Below are 25,896 nucleotides of genomic sequence, written 5' to 3' on the forward strand. Positions count from 1 at the left end.
TGAAACACTTTATAAAAAAAGAGGGCGAATACCCTCCTTTTATACGTCATAATTCACTACATAATGCTGCATTTCTGTGTTGTAGTAGCCTTCGCTATATTCAATTACTTCGCCAACTTCATCGTAAGAATAGCGCATACGTTTTAATAACGCTGTCCCCTCTTTTTCACCTAACGCTTCTGCAACGAAACTAGGCGCAAGTCCAACAGCGAATTCATCTCTGAAGTTTTCTAAATGTATACCTCGGTCTTCAACTAAATCGTAAAGCGATTGCAAGTCAAAGTCCGATAAATCTGTACTTGCCATGTGTGCTGAGAAATAGTGCGTATAATGAATGTACGGTGCATCATTTAACGTATATAAACGTTCGATACGAAAACTTTCCCTACCGAATAATTGAAATGGCACTGTTCCTTCTTCATTCTGAACAATTTCTGCTTTTAGCAATTTTTTCTGTACTTTATATCCTTCTTCCACTAACACTTCAGTAAATTTCTTACCCTTTGACAGTTTTGTCGCAGAAGTGTTACGGATAACTTTCGTTCCTTTACCGCTTTTCTTTTCCAAATATCCTTCTTGAGCGAGTTCTTTAATCGCATTTCGTACTGTAATTTTACTTACTTTGAACTCTTCTTCTAACTGTGGTTCGGAAGGAATATTTGTATGAATCGCATATACACCATGCAATATTCGATCACGAATAATATTTTTTATTTGCAAATATAATGGTCCTTTTTTTCTCGTTACGTTCACCGTTACACCCACTACCTTTCTACATCACCTACTGATGCCGTCATTGCCCGAAGTATATCCTTCTCTGATGACATTGGCGTATCACCGACGATTGTATGTGCAAGCATTCCAGCTGCTGACGCAAATGAAACAGCTTTCTCTGGTGCAAACTCTTCTATCTCGCCATGAATAATCCCGCTCGTATAAGCATCTCCAGCACCTATTCTATCATATACAGAAAACGTAAGTGTTTTTGCAAAAGTGAACGCACCATCTTTACATATAAACCCGCGAAGCGAGTGTGTATTATCGCTATTAATAGAGCGATGTGTACCAGCAATTGTAGCGATATGATATGTTTCAGCAACCTTTGGAATAAGATCAACAAGTTGCGCCTCTCGCTCTGTCTCCTCTGTTTTCATTCCAAGAACGAACATTGCATCTTTTTCGTTCATCATAACGATATCAGCAAGAGATAGCATTTCTTCGTAATGTGGTTTCGCCTGCTCATACCCGTCTTTTCCCCAAAGAGATGGACGATAGTTGCAATCAAAGACGACAGTTCCTCCGTTTTCTTTCACTGCTTTCGCTAAAGATTTCATATGATGGCGCACCGTATCATTCATCGCAAGTGTAATTCCGCAAAAATGAACGATATCAATTTCCTTTGCGATTTCTTCAAATTGATACATGTCTTCACATGCCGTATTGAAGCTGCTTTCTAATCGATTTGAATATGTAACGCGGCTTGCACGTGCTCCAAATCCATTTTCTAAAAAGTACATGCCGACATATTTACCGCCTCTTGAAATAAACGGTGCCCGAATGCCTAACTTTTGAATATGTGATACCGCAGCATCCCCAACAGAATTTTCCGGTAAAGTTGAAATAAGAAAGCCTTCATGACCGAGATGAGAAAGTGCTGCTGCAACGTTCACACCTGTACCAGAAAATGAGTACTTTAATGTGTTAGCTTGCGATAACAATTCATACCCTGGTACTTGCAGGCGCATCATTACTTCGCCGAATGCTGCAATTTTCTTACGCATTTTGATCAACTAGCTTCTTCACTACCGCTAATAATTCGCGAACATCTTCTACTTTCGTATTGCCAGTTTCTTTATCAATAATAGAAGAGTACACGTGCGGGATAACTTGCTCTACATTTGCTTCTAGCGCAATACGTACAATTGTTTCGAAGTTTTCTTTATCAATTCCGCCTGTTGGCTCTAATGCAAATCCTTCTTCCGCACAAGCTTTCGCAACTGCGCGATATTCTTCTTCATGAGCTAACCCTTTCATTGGGAAGTATTTCAATGAATTTCCGCCCATATCACGTACAAGTGCGATTGCTGTTTTAATTGGAACGATTGCTTTTTCTTCTCCAGCTGCACTAATTGGACCAGTAGAAATATTTACGTACCCTACTTTTCCTGTTGGTGATACTAAACTATTAATCCAGCTATCTTTTCCGCCAAGATTTGCACGTGTCGCTCCAACTGAAGGGAACACTTGATTAATATGACTACCAGGGTAATGCTTCGCAATTTCAGCTACAACTGCCGCTTGGCGATTATCTCCAGCTCCTAGTCCGATTGATACCGCGTCATCAATTTCTTTTCCGTATGCTTTCATCGCTGTAACGGCTTCTTCTACTGTTGGGTAGTCTTTTGATAACACTCCCACTACTACATAACCTTCTGCTGCTTCAAAGATGTCTTTCGCATTTTCAATATTGTTCGCTAATACATTTAATGCTACACGGCCTTTATAAAAACGTTTTTGAATGTTTGTCATTTTAGTTTCCCCCTACAATTTCTCTCAATTTTTCTTCAATTACATGTATGTCATCACCTTGAAGTGGACGTGGATCAATATCAAAGAATCCTTGTCTTACTCCGTAATCACGTGTATAAATGGCAATTTCCCCTTCGCGTAATGCTGTTACGACGTCTTTTGCTGATTTATTTAACTCGTTCTCGTTAATGTGAATACGCGCTCTAAAGATTGCTCTTCCTGCCTCATCTTGAACGATCGTTACATTTACACCGTTTAATTCTTTAAGCGGCATAAGTACTTGTAATAACTCTTTTTCTTGTTCACTTTTATCTTCTTTTACTCCGTACTCGTCAAGCGCTTGAAGTAAGCCGAAAGTTGTTTCTTTCCCAACTTTCATACTTCTTCCGATGCAATGTAATTGCACTTTCAGCCACTCGATATATTTTCGTTTACCGCCGACAATACCAGAAGTTGGTCCTTCAATTGCCTTTGAACCGCTATAAATGGCAAGGTCTGAATACTTCACATATTTTTGAATATTTTCTTCAGCTGCCGCATCGACGATAAGTGGTACGTTATTTCGCTGCGCAACTTCCCATGCTTCTTCAACAGAAATCATATTTTTTTGCACGGCATGATGGGATTTCACATATAGAATCGCTGCTGTATTTTCACCAATCGCATCTTCAATATGTTCTGCTTTCCCTTCATTTGCGTAGCCAACTTCTACAAGTTTTCCTCCGCCTAAGTAAATCATCGTTTCAACAGGAGCACCGTATTGAACGTTATGACCTTTTAACATAATCACTTCGTTTTTCGCGATGACCTCTTGATGAAGTCTTTCACTTTTACGGCGATTTCCTTCTGTAACGATACTAGCGATAGAAAGTGCAATTCCGCTCGATGCTGAATTTACAACGACAGCTGCCTCTGAATCTAGAATTCTCGCAATATGGTCTCCCGCTTTATCTACTAAATCTGCAATTTCCACATAATTTTGTCCACCATGTTTCATCGCATCCATAACTGTATCTGTCGGAGCGGATACACCTAAAATACTCATTCTACCGCTCGCATTAATTACTCTTTTTAATCCGTACTTAGCATTCAATGAATGACCCATTGATTACAACCCCTTTCGTATCAATTCTTCTTTCAGCAACGCGCTGATCCCCTTCTGAATCAATTAACGTAATCGGTTCATCTTTCACCGTAAATAAAGTTAAGTTTGCAATATCGCCTTCTTGAATACGGCCAAGCTCTGGTTTCTTCAGCCACTCTGCCGCATTTTTCGTCACCGCATTTATTACTTCTTCTAGCGGATATCCTAAGTAAAGAAATTTCGAAAGAACGTGAGCCATACTATACACTGGACCGTGTATACGATTCTTCCGGTAAATGTCTGTACTAATTGTATTAAAGGCAATACCGTGACGCTTCGCCGCTTCTGCTACTTTAAAAGAAAAACTAGCATTACCGTGACCAACATCTAAATGAACACCGCGCTTCACTGCATCTAATAAAACTGGTAGCGGTTTTCCTTCTTCATCAAATAAATTATTTTCTTTCCCGTTTAAATAATGTGTAATCACATCATCTTTTTCTAAAAGAGGTACAACTTCCTCAATGCGAGGAGGCGCTGAACCGATATGTACCATAATCGGTAATGATGTTTCACGAGATAAAGAGCGTGCAACATGAAGCGGTTCAATTCCACTATCACAAACGACACTTTTACTCATTCTCGCCTTTAACCCGACGATTACATCTTTATACTTTTCTACTGCTTCTATTACTTTCTCTTTATCTATCCATCCCATGTTGGATAATTCATCAATTCGTTTCAAACCGATGCGAGAAATATTTAAAAAGGCAAATAAATTCGTTTTCGCCTGCTCTCTACTTTTTACTAAATCTGCAATACGATCAGCTCCGCAGCTACCCGCATCAACAATTGTCGTTACCCCTTGCTTAACGCCAATTTCATCCACCTCATCGCCATACGGATCAAACTCTGGAAAAGCATGAACGTGTAAATCAATCCAGCCACTCGATACGTAAGTACCTGAGTAATCAAGAACCTTTCCACCCTCGCCAGCACCAGCTTTCGTCACCTTTGCGATTTTATTATTTTCAATTACAATGTCAATCTCTTCCCCGTTCACACGTTTCACATTACGTAGTACGAATCGTTCTGTCATTGTATTTCCACCCTTTTCTATAAGAAGCCCAAGAATACGCTTACATTAAAGTTTCATTTTTATTTATCTCTTTCACATATTTAGAGTAGCACAAAAAAAGGAAGAAGTAAATATAACGTTATAATGTTTAAAAGTAGAATAAGAGATACTCCTCAAAATTCTGATAGTACAGGAAATTATATCAACGATTTTTCGAATATATCTATCAAAACCTGCACTATATCAACGATTTTTCAAATATATCTACCGTAATTCAAAATATATCAACGATTCAACAAGAAATATCGATTTACCGACAAAAAACGCCAATCCCTTTCTTATATACGAAAAAGCTGCTCCAAAACGGAACAACCTCTTTATCTATTCCTGAACCGTCACAATAACCCCATCCATATTGTTCCCCGAAATTTCATACTGCTTATTCGCTGGAACATTCACGTTCCTGTTCTCTGACACTTTATAATAAGAAACCGTATATTTCTTACCTTCCACATCGGTTGTGATTTCTTTTTTCTCTTTTAAGTAGTCTAAGTATTCCTCTAATGTAATTTTCTCCTTTTGCATAATCGCACTATGCGGTAAGCCTACATAACGTATATGCCACGGCTCATATTGAATGCCTGTAATATGACTTTTATTTTTCGGATAACGTAAAACAAAGCCATGCTTCCATACGTTCTCTTCAATCCACTTTCCTTCAGGGGCTCTCTCCATTTTCTTTTGCGTAGATCCAATGTCGAGTGATAATCCTAAATTATGTTCACTGTATCCTGCTGGAAGTGCATAGTCAGATCCCATTTCTTTATATAATTTACTTTGCTCTTGAAAATCTCGATAACCACTACTCATTAAGAAATGCTGTACTCCATCTTTTCCAGCTGCATCGACAACGTTCAAAAACTTTTTTACAACATCCTTTGATAAACGAAGGTTTCTATCAAATATTACGTAACCTCTTACTAATTCACTATTGTGATTTACATTTATAATGTCAGACCTAATACTATCTTTTTTTACTGGGTAATCTTTATTCACTAATAACAGATTACCTTTATAAATCTCGTCTTTTGTAATCTCTATCTTTTTCATATTTTCAGCCTTTACTGCACTATTTTCCTCGCCGATTTTCACATCAATTTCCTTTTGAAACAACGGTGATATATAAACGCCTACACAGATTGTGCATGCTATAAAAAAAGAAATAAATACCCACTTTTTCATTTCTAGTTCCTCCTTAACGTAACTTACGTATAGAATAGAAAAAACTATTAAAATAAAAAGTGGGGTAAAGTTTAAATTTTTATTAAATTGTTAAGTCTCGTCTTTTGGTAATCTCACTTCAAATACCGTTCTAACTACATTACTTTCAGCAGAAATCTTCCCATCATGCTGCTCGACAATATTTTTCGCAATAAATAGTCCAAGACCTGTCCCGCCACGGTTCTCCGTTCTCGATTTATCACCTGTATAAAACATATCAAATAGATACGGTAAATCTTCTTCTGGAATGCTATCTCCGTAATTAATAACTTGTACGACAACTTCTTCATTATCGATATACCCATTCAGATCAACAAGTTGTCCATCATATCCATATCGAACGGCATTTGTTAACAAGTTTTCAAATACTCTAGCTAACAATTTTCCATCACCGTTAATCGGTAAATGTGGATCAACATTCAATCTAGCTTCTAAATGCTGTTTCTCTAATAGCGGATACAATTCTTCATCTAGCTGTATAAGCAGCTCACTGATATCAATTGGCTTTTTATTTAGTTGTAACATGCCATAGTTCATACGTGTAATTTCAAATAGCTCATCAATTAAGCTTTCAAGCCTTTGTGATTTCGTAAAAGCAATCGTGGAAAAATGTTTAATTTGTTCTTTTGTTAAGTTTTTATCTTTAAGAATTAAATCTAAATATCCTAACACGGATGTTAATGGCGTTCTTAAATCATGAGCCAAATTCACAACGAGCTGATCTTTACTACTTTCAGCAAAGTCCCCTCTTTCCACAGCTTCTTTTAACTTTTCACTCGCAACATTTATTTCGCGCGCGATATTTCCAAACTCATCATTTGATGAAACTTGAACTTTATTTGTAAAGTTACCGTTCGCAAGATGATGAATTCCATTAGAAATTTCACTAAAGTATTTTAAATACGGTTTTGTCAAAAAGAAGAAAAAGATAATAGATAACGGAATAAAGAAAATTAAAAAGAAGTTAATATCTCCAACTTCCCTTACCATTGACCTAAATTGCGCTAAAGGCTCTTCGTAGCGAACCATCTTTTTATAATACAGCTGCAATCCTTTATAAATGATATAAGTTACAGTTGCTGCGAGCACCATACTTAACGCAAATAAGGCAATCATTTTAAATCGAAAGCTTTTCATCATGTTACCCATTGAAAGTATAACCTACCCCCCACACTGTTTTTATTAACTTATCCTTTCTTTTATCTTCTCCAAGTTTTTTCCGCAACGTACGAATATGTACCATAACTGTATTTCCGCTTTCATAATAATCATCTGCCCATACTTGCTGAAAAATATTTTCCACATTGTACACTTTCTTCGGATGGCTCGCTAATAAATATAAAATATCAAACTCTTTTGGCGTTAATTCAATTTTCTCATCGTACACATCTACCGTTCGGCGCTCAGGATCAATCACAACTCCGCCTATGGCTAAAGCAGATTTGCTCTCCGCTACTTTCGGTTGATTTAACGTAAGAAATCGGCGTAATTGTGCATTCACACGTGCGACTAATTCAATTGGTGTAAAAGGTTTTGTCATATAATCATCTGCACCTAATACAAGACCTGTCACCTTATCAAAATCAGATGTTTTCGCACTTAGAAAAATGATTGGCATATGGTGCTTCGCGCGAATTTGGCGCGTCACTTCATAACCATCCATTTTCGGCATCATAATATCTAAAACCACTAAGTCGATTGGCTGCGTTTCAATAACATGAATTGCCTCTTCTCCATCAGCTGCTTTCACGACGTGGTACCCTTCTTTTTCTAAATGTATCTCAATTAAATCAGCAATTTCTGCCTCATCATCCGCTATTAAAATTGAAATGCGCTTCATATTACTCCCCCTTATATACGCTCGATTGTAAACTAGTCTATCCAATTTGTACAATACGAAAAGGTTACTCGCAGGAGTAACCTTTTCGTATTGTACTGTGATAGTAAATGAAATTATATCGACGATTTTTCAAATATATCGAACACAACTTGAAATATATCAACGATTTTTTTAATATATCGACGTTTCGACAAGGAATATCGACTTACCGACAATTAACGACGAAATTCGCCTGCTATTTGAAAGACTCAACCTACCGCTCCAAAACAATTCGCTGCTTCGTAATTTCCGCCAGCCTTCCGCGGTCAACTTCATACTCAGCACCAACGCTTTGCGGTACAATCACTTTCCCGCCCTCAAGCATCACTTCCGGCGAAATAATATCCTTCTCCCAATGTCGACTAGAAGCGGATATATCACCAGGAATCGTAAAGTTCGGCAATGAGGCGAGAGCAACATTTTGAGCTCGTGAAATCCCCATCTCTACCATACCTCCGCACCAAACAGGTATGTTATGCTCCATACAATAATCATGGATTTGAATCGACTCCGTTAATCCGCCCACTCGTCCTGGTTTAATATTAACGATACGGCAACTGCCAAGCGTAATCGCAACGCGCGCGTCTTCTAAACTATGGATACTTTCGTCTAAACAAATCGGCGTTTCAATTTTCTTTTGCAGCTGTGCATGATCAAGAAAATCGTAATCCGCTAGCGGTTGCTCAATCATCAGCAATTGAAATTCATCTAATCGTTTCAGTTTCTCCGTATCCGCTAACGTGTACGCTGAATTTGCATCAGCCATTAACGGGATATGCGGGAACTCTTTACGAATTTCTTTCAATAATTCGTAATCATGCTCTGGCTTTATTTTTACTTTAAAACGCTCGTATCCTTCTTCCGCGTACTTCTCGATTTGTTTTAACATAACCGGAATCGTATTGATTCCAATTACAACACCGGCTTCAATTTCAGTCCTAGTTCCACCAAGTAATGTCGCTAACGGTTTCTTTTGACGCTTCGCATATAAATCCCAAACAGCTCCTTCAATTCCGGCCTTTGCCATTCGGTTTCTCTTTATATGCTGGAACAAACTCGGCATTTCATTCGGATGAGAAATTTCAGCCTTTAATAAATCAGGTAATAAAAAGTCTTGCAGTACATGCAGCGCTGTCTTCACTGTTTCTTCCGTATACCACGGTTCAGAGAAGGCAACGACTTCACCAAATCCAATATGTCCATCTGTATCTTCTAATTCAATAACGATGCTCTCACGCTTTTCGTAAGTTCCGTAGCTTGCAGCAAACGGGATGACGAGTGGCATTTCTGTTATATGAAGTGCCGCTTTTTTTATTTCCACTTACATCTCCTCCACTAATTGTCTTAACTCTCGTCTTAACAATTTTTTCGAAGCATTTCGTGGTAATTCCTCTAAGAAACATGCTTTCTTCGGCACTTTATATTTCGCTAATTTCTCCTCGCAAAAATGCAGAATTTCTTCTTCTGTTACCTCTCCACTTTTTACAACAAAAGCAGCAGGTACTTGTCCCCATTTATCGTCAGCCATACCGACAACACCAGCTTCTGCTACCATCGGATGAGAAAGCAACACTTCTTCAATTTGAGCCGGATATATATTTTCTCCGCCAGAAATAATTAAATCACTGCGGCGATCTAATACGTATAAAAATCCTTCTTCATCTAAATAACCGAGATCACCAGTATGAAGCCATCCGTTTTGAATGGTTTCGTGCGTCGCATCTTCACGGTTAAAATAACCACCTGTTACGTTCGGTCCTTTTACTACGATCTCGCCTTCTGCAAACGGCGGTACTACTACGCCATCTTTTTCAATACGAAGTTGACACTGAAATAGTGGTTTTCCAGCTGATCCTACTTTCGTTAACATATAATCTGCGGATAACGTACAAATTTGCGACGAAGTTTCTGTCATACCATACGTTTGATACACAGGAATTCCTTTATCTACACATGTTTCGAGTAACGGTTTCGGGGCTGGTCCTCCGCCAAGTAACATGCATCGTAAAGAAGATGGATATGTCTCTTCTCCAAGTCTCTCTAATAAATCAGTTAACATTTTTGAAACGACAGAAATAATCGTAACACCTCTCGTTTGAAGTGATTTATGAATAAAATCAGCATCGTATTTCGGAACGAGTAAAATGCGCATGCCGTACATAATATTTTTCATTAGAAGAGATAACCCGCCAACGTGGAACATCGGCATACAAGCTAACCAGCAATCATCCTCACGAAGTCCTAAATTAAACGAAGAACCAACTGCGCTCGCCCAATGATTGCCGTACGTTAAAATAACGCCTTTCGGTTTCCCTGTCGTCCCAGACGTATAAATAATTGTCATCGCTTCTTCTAAAGAGAATTCTTCTTGTATAAATGCTTCCGCCTTTGGCCCATTCATCACTTCGGCGAACGAATATACAGGAACATCTTTAGCCTCGAAATCTTGATCCGTCACTAAGCATACAACTTCAGCATCATCCATTTGCCAAAGTAGCTCTTCTCTTGAAAGACGCGTATTTAAAAGTACAGCTACTGCACCTACGTAAGATAGGGCGTGAATAACTGTAATCATCTCCATACCATTTTTCATCAGAACAGCCACCTTTTGCCCACGCTTTATCCCAACATATGAAAGGTGTTCACAAACAGATACTACTTTTTCATGCAGCTGCATAAAAGTAACCTTTTCATCCTCTATTTCAATTGCAGTGCGATCTGGTGTTAAAAATGCACGTTGCATTAACCAATTTGGCATCGTCTCCATCATTCATTCTCCTTTCATGAAAGAAAGAGACTTGATATGACATCAAGTCTCTTAGTTGTTTTGTTTCTTGTTGATCTCATCTAGCTACGCCTCCTAGCCCCTTCCGTCTAAGAACCTTCCGCACGAGAAAGTAAAAAACACTTTCTGTGCGAAAGAACCTTAGCCAACGGGGCTAAGCAGTCGGCTTCGCTTTTAAAACATCTAGCTACAGCGGCTAGAACAGTCGGTCGTTTCACGCCTTCCTACGAGGCAAAAAGCGCCTCTACGTCAGGAGTTCCAACGCCCTCTTGTTCTAAGCGAGCCGCTTCCGCTTTTGGTTTGATCACGGGAAACGAGGGAATTGACCGAAGTCCGGACTGCGTTTTTCTTTGAACGCGTCGCGACCTTCTTTTGCTTCGTCAGTTGTGTAGTACAATAACGTTGCATCTCCAGCTAGTTGTTGAATACCAGCTAGACCGTCTGTGTCTGCGTTGAATGCAGCTTTTAGGAAACGAAGTGCCATTGGGCTGTTTGCTAAGATTTCTTGTGCCCATTGTACTGTTTCTGCTTCAAGCTCTTCTAATGGTACTACTGTGTTTACTAAGCCCATATCAAGCGCTTCCTGTGCGCTGTATTGACGGCATAGGTACCAAATTTCGCGAGCTTTCTTGTGGCCTACCATACGAGCTAAGTAACCAGCTCCATATCCACCGTCAAAGCTTCCTACTTTAGGACCTGTTTGTCCGAATACAGCGTTGTCTGCAGCGATTGTTAAGTCACATACGATATGAAGTACGTGTCCACCACCGATTGCATAACCTGCTACCATTGCGATAACTGGTTTAGGAATTGCGCGAATTAGACGTTGTAGGTCTAATACGTTTAAACGAGGGATTTGGTCGTCACCTACATATCCACCATGACCGCGAACTTTTTGGTCGCCGCCAGAACAGAATGCACGTCCACCTTCACCTGTTAAAATGATAACGCCAACATTTGCATCATCACGAGCGTGTGCAAAAGCGTTGATTAACTCCATTACCGTTTTAGGACGGAATGCGTTATGTACTTCAGGACGGTTAATCGAAATCTTTGCGATACCATTGTATGTTGAATAAATAATATCTTCGTAATTGCCTTCTTTTACCCATTCAATAGCCATTACAACTACCTCCTTGTATATTTCTGATCTCCTCTATAAGTGTAGCTTCCTTCTTAGATGAAAAAGCATCACTGCATAGTTTTTAGAAATCCCTTTACTATTGTATCAAACTTTTCCGGTTGTTCCACATGAATTGCATGGCCAGCACCATCAATTTTGACAAATTTCGCGTCAGAGACGCATTTTTCGATGTTTTTTAATATGCGAAAGAACTTTTCATCATGCTCCCCATTCATTAAAAGAACAGGTATTTTTAAGTTTTGCAGCTCGTTCCACCATGAAGGCTGAGCCCCTGTTCCCATGCCGCGCAAGCTATTTGCAATTCCTTTTGGATTGTTAGCAAGTCTTTCTTTTCGCACTGCTTCTTGTACGTTTTGTGCTAAACGTTTTTGCGTTTCAAACAGCGGAATATTTTCCCACATCGTTACAAAACTATTGATGCCTTCTCGCTCAATTTTATCGGCAAGTCGCTCATCTTTTTCACAGCGTTCTTTTCTAGCCTCTTCACTTTCAAGCCCAGCTGTACAATTTTCTAATAAAAGAGAATGTACATACTCTGGATATAGACATGCCATTGTAATCGCCAGTCTACCGCCCATTGAATAGCCGAGTATGTGCGCTTTTTCAATATGAAGGTAATCTAGTAGTTCTTTCATTTGCAATGCTACATTTCGAATATCATAATGAGTCACATCTTCAGGACTTTCCGTTTTTCCGTGCCCCACAATGTCTACTAGAATGACTTGAAACTGCTCACTCCAAGAAGGAACGAAGGAACGCCACGTTTCCATGCTTCCCGTAAAACCATGAAGAAGTAGAAGTGGTTCCCCGCTTCCGACTACTTCATATTCATACGATACACCTTGCAGCGTTACGTTCATTTTGATTCACCTTGCAACGATGTAGTAATTACGTCCTGCGTTTTTGCCCACAATTTACGGTGCAATGTTAAGTTTTCATCACGGTTCGTACAAATTTCTACAACGTGTAAACCTTCCGTCGTCGTTCCTTTTTGTACCTCTTCTCGGAATTGCTCCCAACCATTTACACGACTAAATGAACCGCCGTACATTTTAACAACATGCTCGTAATCAAGTCCAATTGGCGTTCCAAATAATGATTCGAAATGTTCCTTTTTCTCATACTGTGGTAAGAATGAGAAAATACCACCACCGTCATTATTTACAACGACAATTGTTATATTTAATTCATGTAATTTTGCGGCTAATAATCCGTTTAAATCGTGATAAAATGATAAATCACCGATCACTAATACGAGCGGATCGCAAATAATGCTCGCTCCTAAAGCTGTCGAAATGATTCCGTCAATCCCATTTACACCGCGGTTTGCCATCACTTGAATATTTTTATCCGATGTGAAGAAGAATGAATCTGTATCACGAATTGGCATACTGTTACTTGCAAATAACGTTGCCCCTTCTGGTAATACGCGGACGATATCCGTAATGACTTTCCCTTCAAATGCCGTTTCATATGTTTCCATTTCACGAAGCGTTTCCTTCGTTTTTTCGTTTATATGTTTCCACATTCCGAACCAATCATTCTTTTTCATAACTGGCATTTTTTCTATTAGTGCACTGCAAAATGCAATATCACTTGCCTGTACAACTTCTGTCGCAACGAGAGCTGGGTCTCTCCATTGGCCAGATTCTTCAACAACGATATGAATGGCTTTCGTCTGTTTTTTAATGAACTGCGTTAATGCTTTCGAAACAGGCATACCACCAAAGCGAATTATAACTTCTGGCTTCCACGTTTCTTTTAACAATTCATTTCGTAAAAATGTATCGTAACAGTCGATTATCATCGTTTTATCGTGATGTCCGCTACGAATGTTAGAAAGTGGATCCGCTAATATTGGATATCCCGTTTTTTCAGCTAGTTCTGCCGCAAACGCTGCGATTTCTGAATGACTATCATCTCCACAAATAATAAGCCCCTTTTCCATATGTGAAAGGCGCCCTACAAGAGAATCTACATATTCACTCGGCATCATCACGTTCCCTTGCTGAACTACTCCTGTATATTCCCCGCGTCCTTTATCCCATAAACTTTCTAATGAGAAATCTGGGATAAGCGGCTCGCGAACTGGAAAATTAAGATGAACAGGTCCTTGCGGCGCTAGAAGTGCGCTTGCTATCGTGCGCTGCGTCGTCATGCGAGCATAATGATACATCGCTTCACTCGCTTCTGGAAGTGCCATCTCTGTAAATTGCTTCACAAATGTACCGTATAAATTGAATTGATTCATCGCTTGTGGTGCACCAACATCTCTTAATTCATGCGGTCTATCTGCCGTTAAGACGATAAGCGGCACTCGTGAATGAAAAGCTTCACATACAGCTGGATAGTAGTTCGCTGCTGCCGTTCCTGACGTACATAATAATGCAACAGGGCGTTTTTTTGCTTTTGCGATACCGAGTGCAAAAAATCCCGCTGATCTTTCATCTACATGTAAATATGTGTTCATTCCTTCATGTTGTTCCATTAGTAGAGCAATCGGTGTTGACCGTGAGCCTGGACTAATGACAACATCACATACATTTAGACGCGTCAGTTCATCCACGAACGCGCCTAAATAATATGATAATGCTTCTATATGATTGTTCATTTCATTAATTCCTCCAAAGCACCAAGCATCGGTCTAAACTTCAAGCTTGTTTCTTCATATTCAAGTTGCGGTACTGAATCAATTACAATCCCGCACCCGGCAAATAAGGATGCTTTTGCGCCATTTAATAATCCGCAGCGAAGTGCAACCGCAAATTCACCATTTCCTTCATCATCTATCCAGCCAATCGGTGCACCATATAACCCTCTGTCTAACAATTCAACATCACGAATCAGTTTCATCGCTTCCAAACGAGGTGTCCCGCCAAGAGCTGGTGTTGGGTGTAATTCTTCTACCATTGTTAAAAGACTCGCATCGCCTTTTGCCTCTACAGGCGTATATAAATGAATTAAGTTTTTCGTTGTTAATAAGCCCGGACTTTCCGGAATATTAACGGATTCGCAGTGCTCATTTAGTACTCCTCGAATCATATTCACAACATAACCGTGTTCAGCTAAATTCTTTTCATCATGAAGAAGCGCATTACTATTTCGTTTACTTTCTTCTATAGATTGACCATGACCAGTTGAACCAGCAAGACACATCGACGTAAACTTCTCATCTTCTTTGCGAATTAATCTCTCTGGCGTCGCTCCTAAGAAGCATGCTCCTTTATAATCAAAAGAAAATACGTAACAATCTGGTTGCCCAATGCGAAGCGCTTCTAAAACAAGAGCAGAATCAATATGATGATTCATTTCTACTTTTAGCTCCCTTGCTAATACAACCTTCTGCACGTTCCCCTGCTTCATCTCATCTTGCACTTTCTCAATGGCCTTCATCCAGCCTTTCGGATCTACTTCTACTTTAGAAGTAACTGTTAATTTCGATCCTTCTAGTGCACATTTACTCTCCCCAAAAATTTTCTCTTCTAAAGAAACAATTTCGTTATAAAGAGTTTCTGCACAATCAGTTGCTGAAACGAATGTATTCATTGTTAACCATGCTTTTTCATTTTTTACAGTTAATAAAAATGCTGGTAGTGAAAATGTCGTATCATCAAATTCTTTCCATAAGTCGGTTTTCTCTTTTTCTCGGTCAAATGAAAATCCACCAAATAAAAGAGGACCTGTTCCAAATTCGTATCTTTCTCTTTGAACAAATGCTTTCTCTTTTACTTTATCCCACTCGTCACGAGCCGTTTGAAAGCGTTTGTGAGAAGAAGTTGCTATAGTGAAAACAGAGCCAATTCCAGCAAATATTACATGCTGAGCTGGGTCTGCAAAATAACATCTATTTTCGAATGCAATCCTTTTTCCTGCTGCATAAAACAGAAGCGGATCCATCCAGTCTATTTGTTTTACGAAGCTCACTAATATTTTTTCATCAGTTGCACGCTTAATGGCTGCACTCAAAACTTCTTGCAAGCCTATTTGTTTCGTTTGAATCACAATTGTCTCCCCCCTATGGGCGAAAAATAGTCATAATTACGCTTGATTTTAAGATACACCTCAAACGAAAGGCCTGTCAACGTTTAGCATTTCTGAGAAATTCACCTTCTCCTCCTAGAAAATAAACGTTGACACTAAATGATGCTTTTTCTACACTTAGTTGTGTACAATATGTGACCAAAGGAGGATTCAACATGGAAATGAACGTCGAAACGAATTCCTCTCCTACGGCGCCAAAGCCAAGTAAGCAAACAGGCTGGCGCATTTGGTGGAGTTTACTACGTCCCCATACATTAACAGCAGCTTTCGTTCCTGTTTTCATCGGAACAGCCTATGCGATGCAGGTCGGAGGTATAAATCAAATACATCTCCCTCTTTTTCTTATGATGCTTCTCGCTTGTCTTCTCATTCAAGCAGCAACAAACATGTTTAATGAATACTTTGATTATAAAAGAGGACTCGATCACGAAGGATCAGTTGGTATCGGCGGCGCTATCGTTCGCGATGGCATTCAGCCGAAAACGGTGCTTAACTTAGCATTTGGATTTTTTGGGATCGCAATACTATTAGGTGTTTATATTTGTATGAATTCTAGCTGGTGGCTTGCTGCAATCGGTCTTGTTTGTATGGCCGTTGCCTACCTTTATACAGGCGGCCCACTTCCAATTGCCTATACACCATTTGGAGAGTTAACAGCCGGATTATTTATGGGTGTTATTATTATTGGGATTTCATTCTTTATTCAAACTGGAACTGTAACATCAGAAGTCATTTTATTATCTATTCCAAGCTCCATTTTAATTGGTGCCATTTTACTAGCTAATAACATTCGTGACTTAGATGGCGATAAAGAAAACGGTCGTAAAACATTAGCAATTCTCGTTGGACGTGAAAGAGCCGTTGGTGTACTCGCTTCTATGTTCATCGTTTCTTATATTTGGACAATCGCTCTAATTATCGTGAACATCGTATCACCGTGGATGCTTATCGTATTTTTAAGTGCACCGAAAGCATTGAAAGCGACGAAAGGCTTTGTTGGTAAAAGCATTCCAATGGAAATGGTACCTGCGATGATTGCAACAGCGAAAACAAATACAATCTTCGGTCTCCTCATGGGAATCGGATTATTGCTTGGATATTTCCTCTAAAAGGAGCTGCTTATGCAGCTCTTTTTTCATATACCAATTTCAGCTCATAATTCCTCCTCTCGACGCTCATACTATGTAAAGAAACTGAATTGTAGGAAGGTGGACGACTATGTTAACTCCACAACAAATAAATCAATTTAAATCTATTTTAGAAAAACAACAGCAAGAAGTTGAACAAACAATACAAACTCATGAGAATACAGATCGTGCTTCTGAACGCGATTCTATTGGAGAATTATCTAGCTATGACAATCATCCAGGTGATATGGCTACAGAATTGTACGAACGTGAGAAAGATTTCGGGCTCATCGAATTTTGGCATAAGCAGCTAGAAGATACGAAACATGCCCTGCAAAAAATTGAAGCAGGTACGTATGGAATTTGCGAAGTATCTGGCGAAGAAATTCCGTTTGAAAGATTAGAGGCAATGCCAACCGCTACAACATGTATTCAGCACACGACAAATAAATTAAATATGAACACGCGACCAGTTGAAGAAGAGGTGTTGGCTCCTTCTTTTCACAAGCACGACGAAGATCATTCTGTAGAATACGATGCTGAAGATGCATGGCAAGATGTCGCAAATTATGGGACATCAGAAACACCGTCCGATTTAGAAAGACAGGATTCCAAAAACTATAATGGCATGTACGTAAATAGTGAAGAAAATGTTGGGTATGTAGAGGATTTCGAAAATTTTATAGGAACAGACATGTATGGCAAAAACCCTCAAGTTTTCGCCACAGAAGAACATGAAGAGTATGAACAAATGCTTGATGACTTTGAAGAGCGTACTTTCAAAGGCGAGTTATCTTCAAATGAATCTAGCTCCAAAGAATAAAAAAAGCATTCCGAAATTCGGAATGCTTTTTATCGCTAGCTAATTAGTTTTTTGTAACGTTAGCTGCTTGTGGTCCGCGGTTTCCTTCAACGATTTCGAAAGAAACTTCTTGACCTTCTTCTAAAGTTTTGAAGCCGTCGCCTTGGATAGCTGAGAAATGTACGAATACGTCTTCTCCGCCTTCAACTTCGATGAAGCCAAAACCTTTTTCGCCGTTAAACCATTTAACTTTACCTGTTTGCATGTCATGTACCTCCTAAATAAAAATGAAACTATGAATCCACATGAAAAGGTGGATATAAAGGACATGAATGTATAACAAGCTTACAGCCTTTAATACAACGTGCTTTATTTCCGTACCACATTATGTAGCTCAATAGTTCTTTCACTATATCATGCTATGTCAAAAACGTCAAATGAGAACACTTTCAATCCATCGTTTTTTATAATCCTAGTATAACCTTAAATTTTCATTCTATTTTTATTCAAAAATTAACAAATCTACAGTATTCTAATTCCTTTGATTTCTGTACAATATAATTACTACATATGATGAGGTGAAAAAATGCAAGCACATGAAATCGAGTATAAATTATATGGCGATGATATGCAGTTTGTTGAAATTGAATTAGATCCAGAAGAAAGCGTTATCGCAGAGGCTGGCGCAATGATGATGATGGAAGATCATATCGAAATGGAAACCATTTTCGGTGATGGTTCTGGCCCATCTAGTGGTCTATTTGGTAAATTAATGGGCGCTGGTAAGCGTCTTGTTACAGGTGAAAGTATGTTTATGACTGTCTTTACAAATACAGGTCATGGCAAGCGCCACGTATCATTCGCCGCTCCTTATCCAGGAAAAATCATCCCTGTTGATTTAACACAATATCAAGGGAAAGTCGTTTGTCAAAAAGACGCGTTTCTTTGTGCAGCAAAGGGCGTTTCTATCGGAATTGAGTTTACGAAAAAAATTGGAACTGGTTTCTTCGGTGGTGAAGGTTTCATCATGCAGAAACTTGAAGGTGATGGACTCGCTTTCATGCATGCAGGAGGAACTGTATATAAGCGTGAATTAAAACCTGGCGAAAGACTTCGCATCGATACAGGTTGTCTCGTTGCCATGACAAAAGACGTTAACTACGATATCGAGTTCGTTGGAAAAGTAAAAACAGCTCTATTTGGCGGCGAAGGTTTATTCTTCGCAACGTTAGAAGGTCCTGGAACGGTTTGGATTCAGTCCTTAACACTTAGCCGTTTAGCAGCACGCCTTACAAGCCCAGCAGCTCAAAACAGCGGTGAAGGCAGCGTTTTAGGCGGACTTGGACGTTTATTAGATGGAAAAGAGTAAACAGTGCCCTTATGGGGTGCTGTTTTATTTTGGCATGATTCGTCCATAAGTCACTATAATTTCATCCACTAATTTAAATACGCGATACAAACTATTTGCCCCATCCAAAAGAATGAATCAAGTCCCTCACTGCATATATTGAACTATACCTTTTCTTAAGGAGGGCTTCCTTAATGCGTACTCCTTTATCCTTCGATAAAGATACCGCCATATTGTTAGCTTCTTGTTGTGAGTTAACGTATGAACAATATAAACAAAATGGGATTTTCGAAATACCAGATGGTTTTCAATATGTACAAGGCTTTCAAGGAAAAACCATTCAAACGACAGATTGGTTTGGATTCATACTAGAATCTGAGGATACGATTATTGTAGCTTTTCGCGGGACACAAACAGATACCGAATGGATTATCGATTCACTCGTCAATCAAAAACCATATCCATATGCTTTAAATAGCGGAAATGTCCATAACGGCTTTCTTTCTATTTATGAATCTTGCCGAGATTCTATTATGGATATGCTCGTATCATTACCAGCCCATAAAAAACTTCTTGCAACAGGTCATAGCTTAGGCGGCGCGCTCGCTACACTACATATACTAGATGCGCGTATCAACACCGCCTTCGCACAGTACGGTCTTTATACATTTGCCTCCCCCAAAGTGGGCGATATTGCATTTCGCAATTATTATAAACTACAAGTAGCTAGTAGCTTTCGCTTCGTTAATCTATTTGATGTCGTTCCTCTTCTCCCTCCGCGTAATGTCCATTTTAATGACCAAGACTGGGAATATGCACACGTTCATCACAATATGACTTTTACAAAAAACACAAAATCCATTACAAATAATCATGCCATGACAACATACAAAACATGTCTGACTTCTCATTTTTAACCAGGTAATGATTGGAAACTCTATATCCTTATACTATAATAATATATGAAGTTATTTTTGGATGAGGGGACCTTACATGCTAAAATTTATCTTTGCACTTTTTCTCATTGTAATTTTTTCGTTTACAGGTTTCTTTACATTTTCATACTTTGCGACAGGAGAATACGATGGAACAGGTATCATATATACCGCCATCCCATTTCTTTCTTAAGCAAAAAAAGAAAACCGAGCTTAATGAGATTAAGCTCGGTTTTTCAAGTGATTATATTCCTCTTTTAAAAGTGAATACACTTTAGCATCCCTATACGTATTATCCATTTTTACACTTTGTCTCAATATGCCTTCATATACCATTTTCAATTTTTGCATCACACGTTCAGAAGCTATATTCTCTGCGTCACATCTTCCTTCCATACGGTTTATATTCAGCTCCTGAAAGCCTATTTCAATGAGTTCTTCTAAAGCTTCCACAATAAGTCCTTTACCCCAATACGCTGGGCTAATTACAGCTCCAATCGATGCACTATTATGTGGCATGAGCCATATTCCACATGTCCCAATCACTTTTTGAGTATCCTTCAGCATAATAGACCATATAAGAGCCTTACCTTCTCGTATCGTTGCAAGCATATTTTCTACTAAACTATGCGTTTCCTCTTTCATTTTATGCACTTCCCGGGGTACATATATAGCTGCTTCTGGATTTGAATACACTTCAAACAAATCATCTACATGCGAATACTGTATCTTCGTTAATAGTAATCTATCTGTTTTTAAATTCAGTTCCTCACACATATCTCCCATACATCATTTCCCCCACTTCAACTTAATAAAGAAAAGTCCCTTCAAAAGGGACTTTCACTTAATACTGTGTAACCGCATTACCAATACTCCAAATCTCATTACTATACTGTAAAATCGTTCGATCACTCGCAAAATGACCAGACTGTGCAATATTTAAAATCGACATTTCTAACCACTTCGTTCGGTTTTCATACGCTCTACCGACAGCTTCTTGCCTTTCCGCATATGGACCAAAATCTCGCAGAACGAAGTATTCATCATTTTGAATTACGAGAGAATCATAAATCGCTTCAAATTCAGCTCCCGAATGTGCAAAGAAACCATTCGTTAACTGATCTACTACTTTTTTAATATGCATATTGTGGTGATAATAATCACTTGCACGATATCCACCATTTTGATAGTAATGAAGAACCTCTTCCGCTGTTAGGCCAAAAATGAAACAGTTATCATCACCGACCCGGTCTTTTATTTCAACATTAGCTCCGTCTAACGTTCCGAGTGTAATCGCACCATTCATCATAAATTTCATATTCCCTGTTCCTGATGCTTCTTTACTCGCAGTTGAAATTTGCTCACTCACATCCGCAGCTGGGAATATATCTTCCGCTAAAGACACTCGATAGTTTTCTAGAAAGATAACTTTCATATATTGACTCACATACGGATCATTATTCACTTTCCTTGCGAGTTCATTGATTAATTTAATAATTTTTTTCGCATAGTAATAGCCAGGTGATGCTTTCGCTCCAAAGATAAACGTACGTGGATAAAATGTAAAACTAGCATCCTCTTTCAAACGGTTATACAAATATAAAATATGAAGAACGTTTAATAGTTGTCGTTTGTAAGCATGTAGTCTTTTTACTTGGACATCAAAAATAGAATTAGGATCAATTGTAATCCCCATTTTATTATAAATACGCTCCGCTAAAATCTCTTTACGCTCTTGTTTTACCTCTGCAAATTTCTCTTGGAAACTCGCATCGTATTGAACTGTTTGCAGCGCTTGAAGCTTAATCGGTTCTTTCTTCCACTCTGTTCCAATCGCCTCTGAAATAAGGTTCGTCAGCTGCGGATTCGCCTTCATTAACCAACGTCTATGAGCGATTCCATTCGTTTTATTATTAAACTTATCTGGATAAAACTCATAAAACAGTCGCATTTCACGTTGCTTTAAAATTTCCGTATGAATTTTTGCTACACCATTTACGCTATGGCTACCGACAATTGCTAAATGAGCCATTTTCACAAGATCATGCGCAATAATCGCCATCTCTTCAATACGATGCCATTCATATGGATAACGTTCCCAAAGTTCATGACAGAAACGTTCATTAATCTCTTCAATAATCATATAAATTCTCGGTAATAACGGTTTAAAAATGTGAATTGGCCACTTCTCAAGCGCTTCTGATAACGTCGTATGATTTGTATAAGAAATCGTTTGCGATGTTATATGCCAAGCTTCTTCCCATGCTAGTTTTTCTTCATCTAATAAAATACGCATTAGTTCTGGAATCGCCAAAACTGGATGTGTATCATTAATATGAATCGCAATTTTCTCATGTAATTGACGAAGGTCACCATATCTTTCTCTATGCAAACGAACGATATTTTGCAAGCTTGCTGATACGAGGAAATATTGTTGCTTCAAACGAAGTATTTTCCCCTCATCATGCGTATCATCTGGATATAAAAACTCCGATACCGCCTCTGTTTCACGCTTATATTTCAAAATATCTTTGCAATTTTGCGGGAAAGGAACTGGTTCAGCATTCCAAAGTCTGAGTGTATTTACAGTACTCGTCTCGTAACCTACTACTGGAACGTCATATGGTACTGCCATAATCACTTCTGCATTCGTATGCCTAAACTCTAAACGCCCATCAATGTATAGCGGTTCAACATTGCCGAAATAACTTACTTCTACAGCTTGATCATGCCTTCTTACTTCCCATACGTTTTCATGAAGAAGCCACTGCTCTGGAAATTCAACTTGATAACCATCAACAATTTTTTGATCAAATAAACCGTGTTTGTAACGAATTCCACAGCCATGACCTGGTAAGTTTAAAGATGCAAGTGAATCAAGGAAACAGGCTGCTAATCGTCCAAGTCCACCATTTCCAAGACCTGCATCTGCTTCCACCTCTTCTAACTGTTGTAAAGAAATCCCAAGCTCAGAAAGTCCTTGCTCACATACATCCCTGATGCCTAAATTTAATATGTTACTTCCAAGCAAACGCCCAAGTAAAAACTCAATGGATAAGTAATACATTTGCTTTTGCTCTCCAGACCGATAACTTTCATTCGTTGCAATCCATTGACTATTCATATACTCACGTACCATGTACCCAAGCGTATTGTATTGATCACGAGTTGTAGAGTCTTTAAAACTTTTACCATACATCGTCTCTAACTTTTCTAGAAAAGCTGATTTGAAACTTTCAACATGAGTAAACATTTCTTCACCACCTACATGTTATTCCATGAGACTTTTATACAATTTCTTATAGGCAAGAGCTGATTTCTCCCAGCTATAATCTTCAGTCATCGCTTGTTTTACAAGCTGCTCCCATACCGGTTTATCATGATAAAATTCAATCGCACGAAGAACCGTGTGCAACATGTCATGCGCATTAAAGTTCGTGAAACTGAAACCATTTCCTTCTCCAGTTTCTTCGTCATAAGATTGTACAGTATCATTTAATCCGCCTGTCTCTCTTACAATCGGAATTGTACCGTACGCTAATGCGATAAGTTGTCCAAGTCCACACGGTTCAAATAGTGATGGCATTAAGAATAAATCACTTCCCGCATACACTTGATGGGCTAGTTCTTCATTAAATCCGATATACACTTTTACCTTCTCAGGATACTCATATGCCATCCACTCAAAGAATTGTTCATATTCAGAATCACCTGATCCTAAAATAATACATTGCACATCTTCCTCCATTATTTCGCGGAATACAGTACGTACTAAATCAAGACCTTTTTGCTTCGTTAATCTCGTTACCATCGAAATAATTGGTGTATCTTCTTTTTCTGGCAAACCAAAATAACGCTGCAAGGCGCTTTTATTTTCATTCTTTTCCTCTAATGACTCTGCATCATACTGAGCAGTAATATACGAATCTGTTTCTGGATTATATACGCTCGTATCAATTCCATTTACGATGCCGCTAAGCTTACCATTATTTTTTCGTAACAACCCATCTAACTTCTCACCGAAAAACTCATATTGAATTTCCTCTTTGTATGTCGGGCTAACCGCTGTAATTTGATCAGAAGCGATAATTCCGCCCTTCATAAAGTTCACATTTCCATAAAACTCTAGCTGCTCACTATGAAAATATTCATCACCAAGTTCTAACAAGTCGTACATCACTTCAGGAGGAAATACACCTTGGAACTGCAAGTTATGAATCGTATACACCGTTTTAATATGCTCATATAATGGATTATCTTGATACTTTTCACGTAGTAAGAAATTCACCATAGCTGTATGCCAATCGTGGCTATGGAGAACATCCACTTCGAAATCAAGATGCGGAATACACTCTAAAACTGCTTTTGAAAAATAAGAAAAACGCTCTCCGTCATCATAATGACCATATAGAGAATCTCTCTTAAAATAATATTCATTATCTATTAAGTAATACGTAATCCCGTCTTGCTCACCTTTTAAAATTCCGCAATATTGATTTCTCCACCCAAGCGGGACGTTAATTACTTTGTGTAACGTACATCCATCCCTTAATTTTTGCGGAATAAGACTATAATTTGGAAGTATAATGCGAACGTCCACACCTAATTTTTTCAGCTCTTTTGGGAGCGCACCTGCTACATCAGCTAATCCTCCCGATTTAACAAATGGTACACATTCTGATACTGCAAATAAAATATTCACTTGTTGTCCCACTGCACGAAAAGCTTATACGACTTCCCTTGCAGCTTCCTCCCTTCGAGTTTTCATTTGAATGAATGCTTTAATCAGTGGAGGAAAACCCCCCACTGATTCTTTTAAGAATAACTATTAATCGTACTGTTTTGAATGCTTCCTTTTTCTACAACATATGGCTCATCGGCGTTTCCTTTTAGTACTACACCGTCACCAATTTTCACGTCTTTATCAATAATAACACCGTCTATTATACAGTTATCTCCAATTTTGCTCTTTTGCATAATAATGCTATTACGAACAATTGAACCTTTTCCAATTTTAACAGAACGGGAGATAACACTATTTTCTACTTCTCCTTCAATAATACTGCCGTTTGCAATCATTGTATTTTTTACGGCTGCACCCTTCAGGTAACGAGTTGGTGGTTCATCTTTTACTTTCGTAAAGATCGGTGCTTCTTTCTTAAATAATTGCTTCCAAATAGCAGGTTGCAAAATTTCTAAGCTATGTTTATAGTAACTTTCAATCGAATCAATAATAGCTACATATCCTGTATGCTCATACGTAGCAATATGCAGTGATTTTCCGCGCTTTTCTCTCACTACATCAAATAAACTGTATTGCTCCACATCTTTATATGTCTCAAATAAATCTAACAATAATTGTTTCTTTAACACGTATGTTTGAAGCGAAACCCCTTCATGGCAAACTTCAGTAATATCAGCTGCCGTATGTATATGTCGCTCTAACACCGCTTGAAAATTTAATGCTGTTACGAGATGGCTATTCGTAATAACAACGTATTCTTCTCTAGCTCTTAAAAAATAATCAATATGTCTTCTAAAATGTGCAAAAGACCCAAATTCATCTTGGTCACATTGGCAATTTGGCGGGAATAAAAACAGTCCGTCTCTTTTTCTATCTAAATCCCACTGTTTTCCTGAACCAACATGGTCCATTAGTGAACGGTTTTTATGACTTGTAAAAACCGCTACACTATGAATATTAGAATTCACCATATTTGAAAGCATGAAATCAATGAGTCGATAACGGCCCCCAAATGGTAACGCCGCTAATGAACGATGCCCTGTTACTTTCTTTAAGGAAGGAAAACTTCCCGTTGCATTAATAATTCCTAACATTTTTTCTCCCATTCATTTCATCCCC

Annotated in this window: 24 protein-coding genes; 5 read left to right on the forward strand and 19 right to left on the reverse strand. The window is 38.6% G+C overall.

Annotated features, from left to right (window positions below; translation table 11 throughout):
- Positions 1-39: 39 nt before the first annotated feature.
- The 14 genes from JDS82_RS09255 to JDS82_RS09320 form a co-directional block, all read right to left on the reverse strand.
- Positions 40-765 (reverse strand): UTRA domain-containing protein, encoded by a 726-nt coding sequence (locus JDS82_RS09255; protein ID WP_199713124.1) that lies wholly within the window; start codon positions 763-765, stop codon positions 40-42.
- Complete coding sequence (locus JDS82_RS09260) at positions 765-1,781, reverse strand: sugar kinase (protein WP_199713125.1); 1,017 nt, start codon at positions 1,779-1,781, stop codon at positions 765-767. The genes JDS82_RS09255 and JDS82_RS09260 overlap by 1 nt, the downstream gene beginning before the upstream one ends.
- Positions 1,774-2,529 carry a 2-dehydro-3-deoxy-phosphogluconate aldolase gene (gene dagF / locus JDS82_RS09265; protein WP_000181914.1) on the reverse strand — a complete coding sequence of 252 codons (756 nt, stop codon included), beginning with the start codon at positions 2,527-2,529 and terminating at the stop codon, positions 1,774-1,776. Before dagF ends, JDS82_RS09260 begins: the two co-directional genes overlap by 8 nt.
- A gap of 1 nt (position 2,530) precedes the next feature.
- Positions 2,531-3,634, reverse strand: coding sequence for a DgaE family pyridoxal phosphate-dependent ammonia lyase (locus tag JDS82_RS09270; RefSeq protein ID WP_199713126.1), 1,104 nt, complete (start codon positions 3,632-3,634; stop codon positions 2,531-2,533).
- Entirely contained in the window at positions 3,612-4,712 is a 1,101-nt protein-coding gene (locus JDS82_RS09275) for an amidohydrolase/deacetylase family metallohydrolase (RefSeq protein ID WP_048565824.1), read from the reverse strand. Before JDS82_RS09275 ends, JDS82_RS09270 begins: the two co-directional genes overlap by 23 nt.
- Before the next feature lie 360 nt (positions 4,713-5,072).
- The gene (locus JDS82_RS09280; protein WP_199713127.1) at positions 5,073-5,933 is read right to left on the reverse strand and encodes a M15 family metallopeptidase; all 861 of its coding nucleotides are present in this window, start codon (positions 5,931-5,933) and stop codon (positions 5,073-5,075) included.
- A gap of 90 nt (positions 5,934-6,023) precedes the next feature.
- On the reverse strand, positions 6,024-7,121 hold the full coding sequence (locus tag JDS82_RS09285) for a HAMP domain-containing sensor histidine kinase (RefSeq protein ID WP_199713128.1): 1,098 nt from the start codon (positions 7,119-7,121) through the stop codon (positions 6,024-6,026).
- On the reverse strand, positions 7,114-7,812 hold the full coding sequence (locus tag JDS82_RS09290) for a response regulator transcription factor (protein ID WP_199713129.1): 699 nt from the start codon (positions 7,810-7,812) through the stop codon (positions 7,114-7,116). The genes JDS82_RS09285 and JDS82_RS09290 overlap by 8 nt, the downstream gene beginning before the upstream one ends.
- 253 nt (positions 7,813-8,065) lie before the next feature.
- Entirely contained in the window at positions 8,066-9,172 is a 1,107-nt protein-coding gene (gene menC / locus JDS82_RS09295; protein WP_199713130.1) for an o-succinylbenzoate synthase, read from the reverse strand.
- Entirely contained in the window at positions 9,173-10,618 is a 1,446-nt protein-coding gene (locus tag JDS82_RS09300; RefSeq protein WP_199713131.1) for an o-succinylbenzoate--CoA ligase, read from the reverse strand. It lies immediately after the preceding gene.
- Positions 10,619-10,940: 322 nt separating this feature from the next.
- Entirely contained in the window at positions 10,941-11,759 is an 819-nt protein-coding gene (gene menB / locus JDS82_RS09305; RefSeq protein ID WP_000963888.1) for a 1,4-dihydroxy-2-naphthoyl-CoA synthase, read from the reverse strand.
- A gap of 68 nt (positions 11,760-11,827) precedes the next feature.
- A complete protein-coding gene (gene menH / locus JDS82_RS09310) occupies positions 11,828-12,640 on the reverse strand; it encodes a 2-succinyl-6-hydroxy-2,4-cyclohexadiene-1-carboxylate synthase (RefSeq protein WP_061673092.1) in 813 nt (270 codons plus the stop codon).
- On the reverse strand, positions 12,637-14,391 hold the full coding sequence (menD, locus tag JDS82_RS09315; protein WP_064470188.1) for a 2-succinyl-5-enolpyruvyl-6-hydroxy-3-cyclohexene-1-carboxylic-acid synthase: 1,755 nt from the start codon (positions 14,389-14,391) through the stop codon (positions 12,637-12,639). The genes menH and menD overlap by 4 nt, the downstream gene beginning before the upstream one ends.
- Complete coding sequence (locus JDS82_RS09320; protein WP_000616719.1) at positions 14,388-15,782, reverse strand: isochorismate synthase; 1,395 nt, start codon at positions 15,780-15,782, stop codon at positions 14,388-14,390. The genes menD and JDS82_RS09320 overlap by 4 nt, the downstream gene beginning before the upstream one ends.
- Before the next feature lie 194 nt (positions 15,783-15,976).
- Here JDS82_RS09320 and JDS82_RS09325 point away from each other — a divergent pair, with 194 nt between their 5' ends.
- Together JDS82_RS09325 and JDS82_RS09330 are read left to right on the forward strand one after the other, a co-directional pair.
- The gene (locus tag JDS82_RS09325; protein ID WP_000425756.1) at positions 15,977-16,930 is read left to right on the forward strand and encodes a 1,4-dihydroxy-2-naphthoate polyprenyltransferase; all 954 of its coding nucleotides are present in this window, start codon (positions 15,977-15,979) and stop codon (positions 16,928-16,930) included.
- Positions 16,931-17,039: 109 nt separating this feature from the next.
- Complete coding sequence (locus JDS82_RS09330; protein WP_149236784.1) at positions 17,040-17,771, forward strand: yteA family sporulation protein; 732 nt, start codon at positions 17,040-17,042, stop codon at positions 17,769-17,771.
- A 43-nt stretch (positions 17,772-17,814) separates the two neighbouring features.
- Here the strand turns inward: JDS82_RS09330 and cspD are convergent, their stop codons facing one another.
- Positions 17,815-18,015 (reverse strand): cold-shock protein CspD, encoded by a 201-nt coding sequence (gene cspD, locus JDS82_RS09335; protein WP_001193052.1) that lies wholly within the window; start codon positions 18,013-18,015, stop codon positions 17,815-17,817.
- Between the two features lie 321 nt (positions 18,016-18,336).
- On the opposite strand from cspD, the gene JDS82_RS09340 reads away from it, so the two are divergent.
- The 3 genes from JDS82_RS09340 (at position 18,337) to JDS82_RS30055 (ending at position 20,226) form a co-directional block, all read left to right on the forward strand.
- On the forward strand, positions 18,337-19,119 hold the full coding sequence (locus tag JDS82_RS09340; RefSeq protein ID WP_001147830.1) for a TIGR00266 family protein: 783 nt from the start codon (positions 18,337-18,339) through the stop codon (positions 19,117-19,119).
- 173 nt (positions 19,120-19,292) lie between these two features.
- Positions 19,293-20,015 (forward strand): lipase family protein, encoded by a 723-nt coding sequence (locus JDS82_RS09345; protein WP_001260117.1) that lies wholly within the window; start codon positions 19,293-19,295, stop codon positions 20,013-20,015.
- Between the two features lie 76 nt (positions 20,016-20,091).
- A complete protein-coding gene (locus tag JDS82_RS30055; protein WP_000911067.1) occupies positions 20,092-20,226 on the forward strand; it encodes a hypothetical protein in 135 nt (44 codons plus the stop codon).
- 29 nt (positions 20,227-20,255) lie between these two features.
- Here JDS82_RS30055 and JDS82_RS09350 read toward each other — a convergent pair whose 3' ends face one another.
- The 4 genes from JDS82_RS09350 to glgD all read right to left on the reverse strand — a co-directional run bounded on the left by JDS82_RS09350 (position 20,256) and on the right by glgD (position 25,883).
- Positions 20,256-20,819, reverse strand: a complete 564-nt coding sequence (locus JDS82_RS09350) for a GNAT family N-acetyltransferase (protein ID WP_000502676.1) — start codon at positions 20,817-20,819, stop codon at positions 20,256-20,258.
- A gap of 58 nt (positions 20,820-20,877) precedes the next feature.
- Positions 20,878-23,286 carry a glycogen phosphorylase gene (gene glgP, locus JDS82_RS09355; protein ID WP_000494074.1) on the reverse strand — a complete coding sequence of 803 codons (2,409 nt, stop codon included), beginning with the start codon at positions 23,284-23,286 and terminating at the stop codon, positions 20,878-20,880.
- A gap of 18 nt (positions 23,287-23,304) precedes the next feature.
- Positions 23,305-24,735, reverse strand: coding sequence for a glycogen synthase GlgA (glgA, locus tag JDS82_RS09360; protein WP_002107519.1), 1,431 nt, complete (start codon positions 24,733-24,735; stop codon positions 23,305-23,307).
- 113 nt (positions 24,736-24,848) lie between these two features.
- Positions 24,849-25,883: a glucose-1-phosphate adenylyltransferase subunit GlgD gene (glgD, locus tag JDS82_RS09365; RefSeq protein WP_000504142.1), complete on the reverse strand. Its 1,035-nt coding sequence runs from the start codon at positions 25,881-25,883 to the stop codon at positions 24,849-24,851.
- Positions 25,884-25,896 lie beyond the last annotated feature (13 nt).

The sequence above is a fragment of the Bacillus cereus group sp. N14 genome (assembly GCF_016483555.1).
Classification (GTDB): domain Bacteria; phylum Bacillota; class Bacilli; order Bacillales; family Bacillaceae_G; genus Bacillus_A; species Bacillus_A wiedmannii.